11 protein-coding genes are annotated in these 14,570 nt (G+C 38.2%); 7 read left to right on the forward strand and 4 right to left on the reverse strand.

Annotated features, from left to right (window positions below):
- Positions 1-9 precede the first annotated feature (9 nt).
- The 3 genes from IGI58_RS08510 to IGI58_RS08520 are packed head-to-tail and all read right to left on the reverse strand — an operon-like array spanning position 10 to position 1,671.
- Positions 10-342 carry a YbjQ family protein gene (locus tag IGI58_RS08510; protein ID WP_429953800.1) on the reverse strand — a complete coding sequence of 111 codons (333 nt, stop codon included), beginning with the start codon at positions 340-342 and terminating at the stop codon, positions 10-12.
- Complete coding sequence (locus tag IGI58_RS08515; protein ID WP_429953799.1) at positions 311-946, reverse strand: GNAT family N-acetyltransferase; 636 nt, start codon at positions 944-946, stop codon at positions 311-313. Before IGI58_RS08515 ends, IGI58_RS08510 begins: the two co-directional genes overlap by 32 nt.
- On the reverse strand, positions 943-1,671 hold the full coding sequence (locus IGI58_RS08520) for a MerR family transcriptional regulator (protein WP_429953798.1): 729 nt from the start codon (positions 1,669-1,671) through the stop codon (positions 943-945). Before IGI58_RS08520 ends, IGI58_RS08515 begins: the two co-directional genes overlap by 4 nt.
- 185 nt (positions 1,672-1,856) lie before the next feature.
- Between IGI58_RS08520 and IGI58_RS08525 the strand changes: the two genes are divergently transcribed.
- The 3 genes from IGI58_RS08525 (at position 1,857) to IGI58_RS08535 (ending at position 7,370) form a co-directional block, all read left to right on the forward strand.
- The gene (locus tag IGI58_RS08525; protein ID WP_429953797.1) at positions 1,857-3,308 is read left to right on the forward strand and encodes a sensor histidine kinase; all 1,452 of its coding nucleotides are present in this window, start codon (positions 1,857-1,859) and stop codon (positions 3,306-3,308) included.
- A gap of 1 nt (position 3,309) precedes the next feature.
- A complete protein-coding gene (locus IGI58_RS08530; protein ID WP_429953796.1) occupies positions 3,310-4,047 on the forward strand; it encodes a LytR/AlgR family response regulator transcription factor in 738 nt (245 codons plus the stop codon).
- 296 nt (positions 4,048-4,343) lie between these two features.
- Positions 4,344-7,370 carry a GDSL-type esterase/lipase family protein gene (locus IGI58_RS08535; protein WP_429953795.1) on the forward strand — a complete coding sequence of 1,009 codons (3,027 nt, stop codon included), beginning with the start codon at positions 4,344-4,346 and terminating at the stop codon, positions 7,368-7,370.
- A gap of 58 nt (positions 7,371-7,428) precedes the next feature.
- On the opposite strand, the gene IGI58_RS08540 is transcribed toward IGI58_RS08535, so the two are convergent.
- The gene (locus IGI58_RS08540) at positions 7,429-8,238 is read right to left on the reverse strand and encodes a hypothetical protein (RefSeq protein WP_429953794.1); all 810 of its coding nucleotides are present in this window, start codon (positions 8,236-8,238) and stop codon (positions 7,429-7,431) included.
- Between the two features lie 387 nt (positions 8,239-8,625).
- Between IGI58_RS08540 and IGI58_RS08545 the strand changes: the two genes are divergently transcribed.
- The 4 genes from IGI58_RS08545 to IGI58_RS08560 all read left to right on the forward strand — a co-directional run bounded on the left by IGI58_RS08545 (position 8,626) and on the right by IGI58_RS08560 (position 14,537).
- Positions 8,626-10,377, forward strand: a complete 1,752-nt coding sequence (locus IGI58_RS08545; protein ID WP_429953793.1) for a DUF2264 domain-containing protein — start codon at positions 8,626-8,628, stop codon at positions 10,375-10,377.
- Positions 10,364-11,194, forward strand: a complete 831-nt coding sequence (locus IGI58_RS08550) for a hypothetical protein (RefSeq protein WP_429953792.1) — start codon at positions 10,364-10,366, stop codon at positions 11,192-11,194. Before IGI58_RS08545 ends, IGI58_RS08550 begins: the two co-directional genes overlap by 14 nt.
- A 388-nt stretch (positions 11,195-11,582) precedes the next feature.
- The gene (locus IGI58_RS08555) at positions 11,583-12,746 is read left to right on the forward strand and encodes a glycoside hydrolase family 88 protein (protein ID WP_429953791.1); all 1,164 of its coding nucleotides are present in this window, start codon (positions 11,583-11,585) and stop codon (positions 12,744-12,746) included.
- A gap of 12 nt (positions 12,747-12,758) precedes the next feature.
- Positions 12,759-14,537 carry a glycoside hydrolase family 35 protein gene (locus IGI58_RS08560; RefSeq protein WP_429953790.1) on the forward strand — a complete coding sequence of 593 codons (1,779 nt, stop codon included), beginning with the start codon at positions 12,759-12,761 and terminating at the stop codon, positions 14,535-14,537.
- Positions 14,538-14,570: the final 33 nt, after the last annotated feature.

Raw genomic sequence — 14,570 nt, forward strand, 5'->3', positions numbered from 1 at the left:
ATCAGGAGGTTAGTATATTGACTCGATCGTTACAGCTGTACCGTAAGCTGTAACAATGATCAATAAAATATCGGAGTTGATAAATTGTTCATAATTGACCTTCAAAGAAAGAATTGCATTGGCATCCAATGAGGAGCTTTTATTTTTTAATTCTGTTAGCGCAGTCTTACGAGCTTCAGCATATTCATTTGAATATGCTGAAGATTTTCCACCGAACAGACCTCTAATGCCGCTTAATGCATCTTTTACAATATTTACTGAGATAACCTGTTCGCTAAATACTGTTCCTTTTACATCAAGGATAGTTGTATTAGTAATTGTTTCGGTCGTGACGATTTTCATGATGATTCCTCCATTCCATAAAATACCATTGTTTATTTTTGACAATGAGCTGACTAAGTATACTAGTTGTTTTTTTGATAGAAAAGAACCCCTTGTTTTGGTAAAGCACAAGGGCCGGTGTATTGTTTTTTGCAACGTATAAACTTAAATACTTTTGTTGATGTTTAGCTATTTTTTGACAATGTGATAGTAGCAGGTGACCAACTTTTTGATTTCTATAACGGGGCAAAATAGAAATAAAATCGATATATAATTCTCCTTTTTTAGGTTTATAGGAGAGAAGTGTAAGCAGTAAAGAAATTTTTAATCGGTCTAGTAAAGTAAATTTCCCCTTCATCAAGTGTTTTAAATAGTAATAGGTATCTTCTTGTTCTGTTAAAAAGAGACAGCCGCATATTTCCTGATTTGATTCAGCGATCAGCAACTTATTTTCTTTTGTTGTGCAAAGAAAATAACTTAAGAGAGCAGTAATTTTTTTTGCTTGTTCTTTGGAGAACAATGTTGCAGTAAATTTTGTTTCAAATCCTTGGTAGATCAGTTCAGTGACTTTTTCAATCAGTCGTTCTAAAGGATAGTCTTTCGCTTTCTTTATCACGATGTTCATAATTTCACCTCAAGAGTATAAACAGTCACATCATTATAAGCTAAGGCACATAGGACATTCTCGTAAATCAGCAATTCAGAGGGGGTAGCTGTGATGTTTAAAAGTGGATCAGCTAAAAAGCGATCGATTTCTCTTTCAAGCGTTGATTCATCATGGACAATAAAACTTTTACATCCGTACGTACCCTTAGAAAATAAGTAATCATGTTCTGCTTTTGTCCCTTCGAAACTAGGAATCATGGATTGGCCGGAAGAAATATAAGACACATTATCCAATGAAGTGAAGCCTGCCTTAGTTGCTTTAAGTAAGTCGATTTCATTTCCAGTCAGGATTTCAACGGGCGCTTTCTTAAAGTAACGTGTTGTTTTTTTCAGAAAGATAAGCTCATCTAACTTATAAGTAATCTGGGCTTGAATAATATCTTGTACGGTTTTTTTGATAGCAGTTAGCTCATCGATTTGTTGTTGTAGCTGTAACTCAGCATTCTTGAGAGAATCCAAAATAGATGAACCGGCGAAAACTTGTTTTATTGAAGATAGTGAATAACCAATATTTCTAAGTACGATAATTTGATACAATTTGTAAATATCGGCTTCGTCAAAAAGATAATAGCCATTTTCTTGATTTCGTTCAGGTGTCAGTAACTGCTTATCAATATAATGTCTGATTTTATATTTCGAGATAGTAAATAGTTCGGCAAGTTCTCCAGTTGTTAATTTCTTCATAGCTAGCCTCCTCCTCGGTTGTTTCCATTATATATCGTGTGGTAACAACGCGGTCAAGGAAAGAGATAAAAATCTTTTAGTAAAAAAAACCGTACATTTATTTTCTTTTATGTGTATAATTAATGCAAGTCTTCTTTATTGAATCAGGGTAAAATCATATTAATTTGTTTTTGGAGGATATGTACGTGTTTTATACACATATTGAAAATGTATTTGGTTGGACATCACTTCTTTTTTATATTGAAAAAATAATTTTATTGTTGCTCATTTACTTGATACCAGTGAAGCTATTTATGAAAGATAGAATGACATCAAGGCTCTTATTTTTTATAAGTGGAGCCGTTGGGATCCTTTTTTTTCTTTTTTCTTTATTCACAAAACAGTATTATAACAGCCAAATTGTGATCGGATATGCTGTTTTTTTATGCTTATTTCTATTTTTTTCTATTTATAATTTTAGTGTTCTAGAAAGAGATATGGGCGTTCAGTTTTTTTTAATCGTTCTGACATTATTTTTGCACATTTGGCTATACGTGATACAGTTTCTGTTCCTTGTTGTGATTGCACATTTTGGTTCAAAGTTTGTAGCTGTTTTAGATATCGGACTGCTAAGTTCCCTGCTATTTTCTACTGCCCTAAGCAAAATAAAAGTCGATCTGGAACTGCAGCCTCTAATCAAAAAAGTGCTACTGCTGTTGGCTCTTTATTTTTTAGTATTTACTGCTACTATAGGAATCTTTATCATGATTTCCGGTTTAATTGATGGTCAACTGCGAATTGTTCTATATGACCATTTCCCGATGAAAGCTTTAATGGTAAAAATAATGCCGGAAGCAGTCTTTATATACGAGGATGTTTTTGGATTCGCTTATTTAGCGATTGTTTATCTCGTTATTATTTTATTGCCATTGTTATTTCTCCTTAGATTATTGATCAATGAAGAAAAATCAAAAAAGAAGCTTTTAGAACAAGAGATTATTAGAAAAGATCTATATTTTTATATTGATTATGTTGAAACATTCAATATGGACTTACGGAAAATCCAGCATGATTATTCGAATATTTTGCTCGGGTTTGGTGGTTTTATTTACAATGAACCAATGAAAATTGAAGCACTAAAATCCTATTATCAAAAAGTGATGAGCGAATTTGAAAACGTAACACCAAGTCTTATTCAAGTTTCTAATCTGAAAAATATTAAAAATGTTGAGATTGCTGGACTTTTGATCAGTAAGTTGATGCGGGCGCATGAAAGAAAAATAAAAATCAGTATTGAAATCAAAGAAACGATTGTAGTTGATCAGGTGAATACGCTTGATTTAGCAAGAATCTTCGGCATCATGATCGATAATGCGCTAGAAGGTGCGTTTGAATGTGAGGAGCCATACGTTCAGATCGCGTTGATCAATATGACACAGGGAACAGTTGTTTTTCATGTGACTAACAACACCATCGGGGAAGATCTTGTTCTCAAAATGAAGGAACGAAGCTTTTCTTCTAAAGGAGAAGGGCGCGGCTTGGGATTAGAGATCGTTCGGGAAATCGTTGAAAAAGATGCAGGATTATCTTTTGATTTTTCACAAGAGGGATCGTGTGTTTCTCAAGTATTGACAGTTATTCAGGATAGGAGAGATTGAAATGGTACGAGTCTATATTTGTGATGATCATGAGGGACAATTGAAACAAATCACACGTTACGTTGATTATTTTTGTTCATTTTCTAAATGGAATATGCATATTAGTGCAACGAGTACTTCTCCTGAGAAGCTATTTCAAGAAATCCAGATAGATGATGAAATCAATATCTATTTACTCGATTTAAATTTTGCGAAAGTTAGTGAGATGAATGGCTTGGATCTAGGGTTAAAAATCAGGCAAATTGATCCGTTAGGTTTTCTAATTTACATTACATCACATATAGAAATGTCTTTTTTGACGTTTCAATATAAAGTCAATGCGTTCGATTTTATTATCAAAAGTGGTGTCGATCAACTTCAAACTAAAATAAATGATAGCTTGAAAGCAGTAGAGCAGCGTTTAGCGACAATCAATGCAATAAAGATCAAGGAGACATTAGAAGTTGATTTAGGATACGGTATGGGCACCTTTTTTCTTGAAGAGATCATTGCGTTTGAAGCGGCTGGACATAAAATTTATTTGTATACTGAAAAACAGATGAAAATGCTGAAAAAAACAACTTTGGCAGAGCTTGAAATGAAGCTTCCCAAAACCTTTATTCGTTGTCATAGAGGATATATTATCAATTCGGATAAAATCTCAGTGACAGCTAAGGATGGTTCATTTGTCCAAATGGTCAATCAAATGGAGTTTCCCGTTTCTTCCCGTAAAAGAAAATTAGTACGTTCTTTTCTCTAAAAAAGTAAGCTGAAAAATGAAGCTGAGATGATATTGACTTAGCTTTGAGTGAGCGGCTGCTTTTTTTCTTCATTTGTTTTGAGACGTTCAATAAACGTAAGCGTCATATTTTCCTCTTTTGTGAAGCATTCACGTTTATACGCAGATTGTTTGTGTCAAAAAAGCATTTTGTTCATTTCTACTAAGTTAAACTGAATAAAAAGCTGGACTCATCGCTCGTATCTTGTGTATCGAAAAAGTAATGCAGTAGGATCGATGTGTCAGTTTTTAACTAAAGTAAGGAGGGATAAGAACAAATGGGGAAGAAACAAGTAAAAATGACTGTAAAGAGAGTCGTTTGGGGAGTGTTGTTGTGTATAGTCAGTGTGTTTTTTGCTGACATAGCTGTACATGCAGATTCAGGTAAGTATATTCCTACGACAAATTTAATTACGGTGGAAGGAATACCGATTACGTTACCTGGGGAAGTATTTTTCTCTAGTAATGACGATAGAGACTATGGCGAAATCGCTGTTACATGGGACGCTCTTCCAAATGGGCTGTTTAGCTCAGCAGGAAAGTATGAAGTGACGGGAAGAACGGCTGAAAATCAACCAGTCAAAGGAATCATCCATGTTTATAGCAAAAGCAGTAAGGTAAAAATTTCAGCGATCGGTGATAGTTTAACGGAAGGTGCTGGCTTAAATCGTGCACAAGCCTATCCAGCGCAGCTAAACAACCGTTTAGGAGAACGGTATGAGGTGTCTAATTTTGGACATTCTGGTGCGACACTTTCAAGTGGAGATGTTATGTCGTACAAAAACAAAAAAGAGTATACAGATAGTCGGGCAACTGCATTTGACGTGGCAGTGATTCAACTCGGCAGTAATGACAGCTGGGATAAATATTGGTGGAATCAAGGCATGCATGCGCGGTTTAAGGACGAGTATGTTTCTTTTATCAAAGAATATAAAGCCTTGAATCAAGATGCTGTTCTCTATGTTTGTTTACCATCGTATATGGGAACAGGTTTAAAGAATAATTTTCAATATATGCTGCCGGATGTTATTCGGGCAGCCAGAGAAGCGGATCTGGATGTAAGTATCATCGATAACTATACGATCTCTGAAGGATTACCGGACACAGGCTACTATTTAAATGATCGTTTACATCCAACTGCAAAAGGAATATCGGTTTCAACAAATAATATCTACAAGAGAATTCACGGAGAAGAGCAAAAAATTTTGGCAGGAGTTGTTTCTGCTCAAAGCTTCGATGAATCAAACAAAATCGTCAATGAAAAAGAAGCTGGAAGCGGTCAGTTTTACTTAGACGGCATCAGTAATGGAGACTGGGTATCATTTAAAAATGTTGATTTTGATCAAAATCTTGGTGAGATCCACTTCAACACACAGAGCTATGACCCGAATATTTCTGGAAATGTTCAAGTAGAGGTTCGATTAGATGCATTAGACGGTAAAATCATCGGTAAAGGTGCGATCAGAAAAGAAAATTCATGGACTGACAGTAAACTATACAATGAAGCTGCATCTGGTGTCCATGATGTATTTATCAAAGTGATCCATCCTAATAAAAATAGTTTTGATTATCTTTTCAAATTGAAAACCATCGACTTTTCTACTCAAACCTCTGCTCAAAATAGCTTAAGAAATGGTGATTTTGAAGAGGGAATGAATTATTGGAGCGGTGATAATACAACAGATTATGGTGTAGACGGCAATCAGCCATATGCTGGAAGAGGAAAACTTTGGTTATATAATAACAACAAGCTAGAAAGAACCGTAACACAAAAAGTTACAGGTCTTGCAGACGGAATTTATACGATTAATGCAATGGCTAAAAGAACTACACCAGCAGGAACAGCAAGAATGGTACTGACAACAGCTGGAAAATCAGTAGTTGAACCGATCGCAGTTAGTAATGAGTACAAAAAGATCAGTCGAGTAGTTGAAGTGAAAAATGGTGAGCTCTCTATTAGTTTCGGCTATAAGTCTTCAAGCGGTGAAAGTGGCTTAGTGATCGATAATGTTGAACTTGTTCAAGGTGGAACAAAGCCTGCTGAAAATTATCTTGAAGATGGTGATTTTGAAGCAGATGAAACAAAGTGGAAAGCAACAGGAAGCGGTAATTCCGGTGTTGACACGTATGAAGCGTATAGCGGTCAAAAACTATGGTTATATAGTGATAATGCCTTTGATCGAACGGTCTATCAAGAGCTGTCAGGTCTTGATGATGGCATCTACACGATCAAAGCGATGGTTAAAAGAACTACACCAGCAGGAACAGCAAGACTTGAAACAACAACTTCTGGAGAAGAAACAATCGTGAAACCAATTGGTGTAAGCCAAGAGTATAAAGAATTAACACAAATGGTTGAAGTAAAAAATGGTCAATTAAAAATTGCTTTCCGCTACAAGCTTTCTGAAAAGGCGGCAGGTGGTTTAGTTGTCGACAACGTCCAATTGTTGAAAGGCGGCACATTGCCTCCTAAAAATTATGTGAAGGATGGCGGCTTTGAAGCAGACGATAGCCCTTGGCGAGGAATGGGTACAGGAAATTATGGTGTTGATACGTATGAAGCATATAGTGGTCAAAAACTATGGATCTATCAGAGTGGTACCTTTGATCGCACGGTTTATCAAGATGTAAAAGATTTAGACAATGGGATATATACTGTTAAAGCAATGGTGAAAAGAACTACAGCAGTAGGTACTACTCAAATGGAAGTAACAGCGGATGAGACAGTCATAAAATCAATTCCTGTTAATCAAGATTACGAAAAAATCACGCAGGTCATTGAAGTGAAAAATCATCAAGTGAGAATTGCTTTCCGCTATCAATCTTCTGATCGAGGCGCCGGCGGACTAGTCGTTGATGATGTGGAATTAACGAAGGGCGGCGTTTTACCAGCTAAAAATTATTTGAAAAACAGTTCTTTTGAGTTAGATTTGCAGGACTGGAAGACAGAGGGAACGCCAAACAGCTTTGGTGTGGATACGTATGATGCATTGAGTGGTAAAAAGCTTTGGTTTTATAGTAACTCAACATATGAAAGTCGTGTTTATCAAGATATTACCGGCTTGGAGAATGGTTACTATACAGTGACGGCTATGGTCAAATTGTCTCAGGCGATGACCAAGAGCATGATGGAAGTCGAAACAAGTCAAAAAAATAGTATCACGATTCCGGCTACCAATAAATATGAAAAAATCAATTACACGGTTAAAGTGACAGATGGTAAATTACGGGTCGGTTTTTATGGAAAGGATACTGGCAGAAGAGGCTTCCAAGTTGACGATGTACGTGTTGAAAAAGAACCATAAAAATAGAGGTCAAAAAGCTGAGCGTTCTTGCGCTCAGTTTTTTTGACCTCTATTTTACTTAATCAATAACAGTCCATTCATTGATCGTTTTTCCATCTTTATCAGTCAACTCCAGCCAGCTGTTAGTGCCGCCGAAATAAAGAAATAGCCCAACTTCATTAACGCTTTTTAAGACGATATCTTCGGTAGTCACATTATTTTTGATCTTATCAACGTGATCTTCACGAATGCGTTGCCCCATTTTTGCAGAAAATCCTAGGGAACCATCCTTGTTTAAAGGGGCTGTGGCCATCAGTGTAGCCCCAGCTTTTAGCAACATTTCATTCCGTTTTTGCCAGAAAACGGTCGCTGTGCTCTCTCGGGTATCGACAGTAAATTCGATTTGGCTGACTTCTTTCGTCCACTTATGACGCGCTTTAGCAGGTTTTGGCTTGTCATTTTTGGTTTCTGGAGCTGGGCTGAAAGAATAGCCGAATGTTTTTAGAACAGCTAAAAGCTCTTCTTTGAATGCGGTCGTCGTTTTTTGAGCATTCTTAGGAATCATAATTTCCGTTTGTTGAGTTTGGATCAAGTCATGTCCACATTTTTTTGCCTCATTGATGAGTGATTGTTCTAAGTAATCTAGCTCAACATCCCATGGGACAGAGAGATGCATAATTTTATTAAATGCAGTTTTTTCGATTGTATCAGGAACTTCGGATTGGCCGATCGAAATAATCGTATGATCGTTTAGTAACATATAAAGCTCTGATAGAGCGAGTTTCATATTCGCTTTTGTTACAGGCAAAATAGTAAGGGTGCTTTGAGTAGGCTTTATTTTTATCGTTGTCTTTTTTGGGGTGATCGCCACATCTAGTTTGATTTCCATGGGAGGCTCCTTTGTTTTTTGATAGCTAAATTTTACCATAAAAATTGCTGGAAGTCTTTCACTCCTTTCATGTGAATGTCTATAACGTTTGAAGAAAAGCGTTATTTTAAACCCTAAAGGTAAAATAACTCCTAAAATTTAATTATGAAAATCGGATACTGCTTTTGCTAGAAAAACTCATTTTTTTCTCATGAATGTGAAGGTAACTAAATTTATGAAAGAGCTGTTTGAAAGGGTTAGTAAACTTGAGGGTTTAACATAATAGGTTAAGTGAAAGACTAGTGAAATAAATTTCTCATTTTTGAGTCTGCTAGTAAGAAAATAAGGCTTGAAAAATCTGAACTTGCTTGATATTCTGTTCAATAAATTGATGAAGGAGGAGCCACCGTGGGAATTTTGAGTGAAAATCCTTTTTTGACTCGGCAGGATTATCAGGAAGCTTTAGAAAAAATCATGCAGCCGTTAAGAGCGATCATACTAGAGAATGATCAGCCAGGAGTGAACTTAGGGAGCAGTGGTGCTGTCTATGATCGAAAACGAACGGAAATGGAAGCGCTTGTGCGTCCTTTGTGGGGAGTCGCCCCGTACTGGACTACTTGTCAGGATGATGAACTAAGAGACGCTTATGTCGCTAAATTGATAAAAGGAACTGATCCGAAGAACGCAGACTATTGGGAAGACATAGAAGATTATGATCAATACATCGTTGAAGCAGCAGCCTTAGCTTTGACGTTATTACTGCATAAAGAATATTTCTGGGAGCAACTACCTGAACAAAATCAACAATCTGTGGTGGAATGGCTGTCACAGGCTTTGACACGTAAGATCCCGAAAAACAACTGGACTTTTTTCAAGGTGTTGATCCGCCTTGCGCTTTATCATTGTGGAGAAGTACTAGAAAAAGAACAGTTAGAGCAGGAACTGGAATTGATCGATTCTATGTACATTGGTGAAGGCTGGTATGTAGATGGAAAAGCAACACAGCGGGATTATTATGTAGCATTTGCTTTTCATTATTATGGCTTGATTTATGCTACGTTTATGAAATCAGAAGATCCGAAGTGGTCAGAACGTTTTATTGAACGAGCAATGTTATTTGCACAGGATTTTATTTATTATTTCGATGAAGAGGGCGAAGCATTGCCTTATGGCAGAAGTCAGACGTACCGTTTCGCACAAGGTGCTTTTTTCTCTGCGTTAGTTTTCGCAGATGTAGAGGCGATTGCTTGGGGAAAAGTGAAAACGCTGTTGTCTACGCATTTAAAACGCTGGATGAATCATGACATATTTACCTTTGATGGACGATTGTCGATCGGCTATCATTATGAAAGTTTGGTGATGGCAGAAGGCTACAATGCACCTGGTTCTCCATACTGGGCACTCAAGACCTTTTTGTTATTGGCAGTGAAAGAAGAGCATCCATTTTGGTCGGCAGATCCTCTGCCTATTCAGAGAACAGAAAAAAGAGTGATCGAAAAAGGCAATATGCTATTCGTTCGTGAGGCATCAGGAAATCATTTGTTAGGTTATCCTGCTGGGATGATGATCGAGAATCAGGCACATGCACAGGCAAAGTATAGTAAGTTTGTTTATTCAACCAAATTCGGCTTTAGTGTACCTAAAGCTGGCGTTTCTTATGAGGAAGGTGCGTTTGATAATACCTTGGCTCTTTCGCGTGATGGTTTGTATTTTCGAACGAAAGGGAAGGTTACAGCGTACCAATTGACGGAAGACTGCGTTTCCTATGAGTGGATGCCATTTGAAGAAGTTCAGATCCAGACAGAAATCTACCCATTTGGACAATGGCATCTGCGTGTCCATGACATAGAAACAACGATTCCTTTGAAGATTCGAGAAGGCGGTTTTAGTGCTCCCTTGTCTGGACGTAAACCCAATGGAACTATCGACTCAACGTGGTGCAGTGTTTCAGAAGGGGAGTTGACATCACGGATGATCGCTATTTCAGGATACGATGAGGCGACCATTATTCAACCGGAAGTCAATACCTCATTGTTTTTCCAGAGAACTAGTTTGCCATGCTTACTAAAAGAGCTGCCAGCAGGCAATCATCGTTTGATTTGTTTAGTTGGCGGGATCGTTGCTGAGAAAGAAAGGACAGAAAAAGATGATAAAAATTGAATTGAAAAATAAACAGAATCAAACGATCGTTGGTCGTATCGATCATGAGAAGGAGGAGCACCCATTCGTTGCAGAAGGGAAAGAGCTTGCCGTATTGGCTATCAAAAATTATTCTTATGAAGCTGGGGATAAAATCACTGTAACAGTGGTCGGAGATCATCCTTATTTTGTAGCACAATTAGATGAAACACTAGCACCTTCGATCCTTTATTTACCACAAAAAACGTGGGAATATATCATTCCGCTAGAAGAATCTGCAAGGAAAGCATCTGTAGAAACTGCTTTTCGCTCAACACGTCATCATATCATGGTACGACAAGCGCATGCCTTTGAGATAGAAGCCTACCAAAATTTGACGTTCAATTCTCATGATCAAAAAGAATTTTCAGGTGCTTATCCACATGCACATGCCAATGTAGAAACCAGAGACGATGCCGTATTTTTTGCTAAAAATGCGATCGATGGCAAATTTGGAAACTTGTCTCATGGGTCATATCCGTTTGCTTCTTGGGGCATCAATCAACAGACTGATGCTGCACTGACCATCGATTTTGGACGAATGGTAGAAATTGATTGGGTTCGTTTGTTGTTTCGGGCCGATTACCCTCATGATAGCTATTGGACAGAAGTCACACTAGCATTTTCTGATGGTGAAGAGAGGATCGTAAAAACAACGAATGCAGTTGAATTTCAAGAGATTCATTTTCCAGTGAAGGAAACTAGCAGGCTGGTATTTAAACAATTGAAAAAAGCAGAAGATGCTTCTCCATTTCCTGCGTTGACACAAATCGAAGTTTTCGGGAGAAATAAGGGATAAAAGTGTTCAGCTCCGAAAAATAAGAAGGAGTTGCTTTTTTCTCGCTGCCTATTCAGATTTAGGGTCTGGGACAAAACTCTGTGAGTCAAATCCCAGACACCTGGAATCCGGATAAACGGTGAGAGCAGAAGCAATCCCACTACGTTGCACTCCGATCTCATCAAATGCTAAGGGCTAAAGCCCTAAGCTTTGAAGGTCGGAAATAAGCTAGAATTCACAAAAATTTGAAAAACAATTTTCGTGGATTCTTTCTTATTTCTCGGGATTAGACACTTCTGTCTCAACCTCATTCTTTTTCGATTATTTCAGGAAGAAAGGTCGCATTTTATTTTCTTTTACGTTATAATGATTTTAGTTAATATGTTAACAAGTTAAGGAGAGTTGTATAATGAGTCTTCAGGAAAATAAAAAAAGACTGGTCGAATTAGGGGGAAATGTAACAGAAACGTGGCTAAACGAGCAAATCGACTGGTGTGTCTCGCAAATCGAAAAGAATATGCAGCGCTTCGGTACACAGTTTCCATCAGCATGTGCGACAAATGGTCAGTATCGAATCAAAGCAAATGACGACTGGACGAATGGCTTTTGGACAGGCATGCTGTGGTTAGCATATGAATGGACGAAGAAAGATAAATTTTTAGCGTTGGCAATGGAAAATATCCAGAGTTTTCAAAAGCGCTTGGATGATCATTTCGTATTGGATCATCATGATATCGGTTTTTTGTATAGTCTATCCGCCGGAGCAGGATTTAAGATCACGGGAAACGATCAGTGTAAACAGGAAGTGTTGCAAGCGGCAGAAGTTCTGCTGGCAAGGTTTCAAGAGCAGGGTGAATTTATTCAGGCATGGGGACAATATGGTGATCCTAAAGAATACCGCTTGATCATCGATTCTTTGATCAACTTACCTCTTTTATTTGAAGCGACAGAAATTTCAGGTGATACACATTATTCTGAGGTGGCTGAAAAACATTATCAGACATTGATGAAAACAGTGATCAAAGCGGATGCAACGACCTTCCATACGTATTATTTTGATCCTGAAACAGGACAGCCAAGCCATGGTGCGACGCATCAGGGACATAGCGATTCTTCGATTTGGGCGCGTGGACAGAGCTGGGCGGTATTAGGGATTCCTTTGAATGAGAGTTATCTTCATTCGGTGCCTTTTCCAGAAAACTATGCACAAATCGTTGATGTATTTTTGGCCCATTTACCAGAAGATTTAATTCCTTATTGGGACTTTGATTTTACCGATCAGCATCCATCTGATAGAGATAGCTCGTCACTGGCAATTGCAGCCTGCGGACTTATGGAAGCAGAGAAATTGGCAGCTTTTCCAGAAGCTGAAATGCTCGCTAAAGGAATGGTCTATCAGTTAGGAGAGCATTACTCAGCGAAACATCTTCCTGAGAATGAAGGGCTGTTATTACATGGTGTATATGCACATGCGGAAGGGAAAGGAATCGACGAACCCAATTTATGGGGAGACTATTTTTACTTGGAAGCCTTGATCCGATTAGCAAATCCGCAATGGCAAAGATACTGGTAAAGGGGAATGGACATGCAGACGTTTGAAATAAAAGAAGATTTTTTACTAGATGGAAAACCTATAAAACTGATCAGTGGTGCGATCCACTATTTTCGAATGACACCAGAGCAGTGGGAAGATAGCTTATATAATTTAAAAGCCTTAGGGGCCAATACGGTCGAAACATATATCCCTTGGAATCTACATGAGCCGACAGAAGGGGTCTATGATTTTGAAGGACTGAAAAATATTGAGCGCTTTGTAATGTTGGCGCAAAAAATCGGGTTATTCGTGATTTTGCGTCCCTCGGCGTATATCTGTGCTGAATGGGAGTTTGGCGGTTTACCTGCGTGGCTGTTAAAAGAGAAAGGACTGCGTTTACGGTCAACAGATCCACGTTTTATGAACAAAGTCCACAATTATTTTAGTGTATTGATTCCTAAACTAGTGCCGCTGCAGATCACTCATGGCGGTCCAGTGATCATGATGCAGGTGGAAAACGAATATGGCTCTTACGGCATGGAAAAGGAGTATTTGCGGCAAACAAAACAACTGATGGAAAAGTTTGGTGTAGATGTTCCATTATTCACTTCGGATGGTGCCTGGGATGAGGTGCTGGATGCGGGAACGTTGATTGAAGAGGATGTTTTTGTAGCTGGAAATTTTGGCAGCCATTCTAAAGAAAATGCAGAAGTGATGCGTAAGTTTATGGCGCGTCATGGAAAAAAATGGCCGATCATGTGTATGGAATATTGGGATGGCTGGTTCAACCGCTGGGGGGAGCCGATCATCAAGCGGGATGGTAAGGATCTAGCCAAAGAAGTCAAAGATATGCTTGAGGTTGGATCACTGAATTTATATATGTTCCATGGCGGAACCAACTTTGGTTTTTATAATGGCTGTTCAGCCCGTGGAACGCTTGATCTGCCGCAAGTCACTAGCTATGATTATGATGCATTGCTGACAGAGGCCGGAGAGCCTACCGAAAAATATTATCATGTTCAAAAAGCGATCAAAGAAGTTTGTCCAGATGTTTGGCAAGCAGAACCACGCACAAAAAAAATGATCGACTTAGGACAGTATCCAGTAACGAATAGTGTGTCTTTGTTTTCGGTAAAAGATCAAATCATGAAACCACAGGAAACGGTGTATCCACTAAGTATGGAAGAAGCTGGAGAAGGTTATGGGTATCTTCTTTATTCCGTGGAGCTGAAAAATTACCACCGCGAAAACAAGTTGAAGATCATCGAAGCAAGTGATCGGGTTCAAGTTTATGTAGACGGAGAGTTTGAGGCGGTACAATATCAAGAAGATATCGGGGAAGAATTGGTGGTAAATGGAACTTCTGATAAAGAGACGATCGAGCTGGATGTTTTAGTAGAAAACTTAGGTCGAGTGAATTATGGCTTCAAATTGAATGGACCGACACAATCGAAAGGGATTCGTGGCGGTATCATGCAGGATATTCATTTTCATCAAGGATATAAGCAATATGCGTTGGCTTTATCTGAAGAACAGCTGCATGCGATCGATTATAACGCTGAGAAAAATCCGTCACAGCCTTCATTTTATCAAATCGAGTTTGAATTAGCTGATATAGCAGATACCTTTATTGATTGTAGTCAGTATGGAAAAGGAGTCGTGCTGGTAAATGGTGTCAATTTAGGTCGTTATTGGTCTATCGGGCCGATTCGTTCACTTTATTGTCCAAAAGCCTTCTTGAAAAAAGGGAAAAATGAAGTTGTGATTTTTGAAACAGAAGGTCGGGAAATCAAAGAGTTGGTGTTTTCTGAGCAGGCAATAATAGATTAAAAAGAGATAAGCATTGTCTGAATATGTAGTTTT

This window comes from Enterococcus sp. AZ020 (genome assembly GCF_050499205.1).
In the GTDB taxonomy this organism is placed as follows: Bacteria; Bacillota; Bacilli; order Lactobacillales; family Enterococcaceae; genus Enterococcus_L; species Enterococcus_L dunnyi.

What these genes read in the sequence shown, in the direction of transcription:
- IGI58_RS08540 (WP_429953794.1), bottom strand. Translation starts at nt 8,238, where the DNA reads ATGGAAATCAAACTAGATGTGGCGATCACCCCAAAAAAGACAACGATA.
- IGI58_RS08530 (WP_429953796.1), top strand. Translation starts at nt 3,310, where the DNA reads ATGGTACGAGTCTATATTTGTGATGATCATGAGGGACAATTGAAACAA.
- IGI58_RS08535 (WP_429953795.1), top strand. Translation starts at nt 4,344, where the DNA reads ATGGGGAAGAAACAAGTAAAAATGACTGTAAAGAGAGTCGTTTGGGGA.
- IGI58_RS08510 (WP_429953800.1), bottom strand. Translation starts at nt 342, where the DNA reads ATGAAAATCGTCACGACCGAAACAATTACTAATACAACTATCCTTGAT.
- IGI58_RS08520 (WP_429953798.1), bottom strand. Translation starts at nt 1,671, where the DNA reads ATGAAGAAATTAACAACTGGAGAACTTGCCGAACTATTTACTATCTCG.
- IGI58_RS08555 (WP_429953791.1), top strand. Translation starts at nt 11,583, where the DNA reads ATGAGTCTTCAGGAAAATAAAAAAAGACTGGTCGAATTAGGGGGAAAT.
- IGI58_RS08515 (WP_429953799.1), bottom strand. Translation starts at nt 946, where the DNA reads ATGAACATCGTGATAAAGAAAGCGAAAGACTATCCTTTAGAACGACTG.
- IGI58_RS08550 (WP_429953792.1), top strand. Translation starts at nt 10,364, where the DNA reads ATGATAAAAATTGAATTGAAAAATAAACAGAATCAAACGATCGTTGGT.
- IGI58_RS08560 (WP_429953790.1), top strand. Translation starts at nt 12,759, where the DNA reads ATGCAGACGTTTGAAATAAAAGAAGATTTTTTACTAGATGGAAAACCT.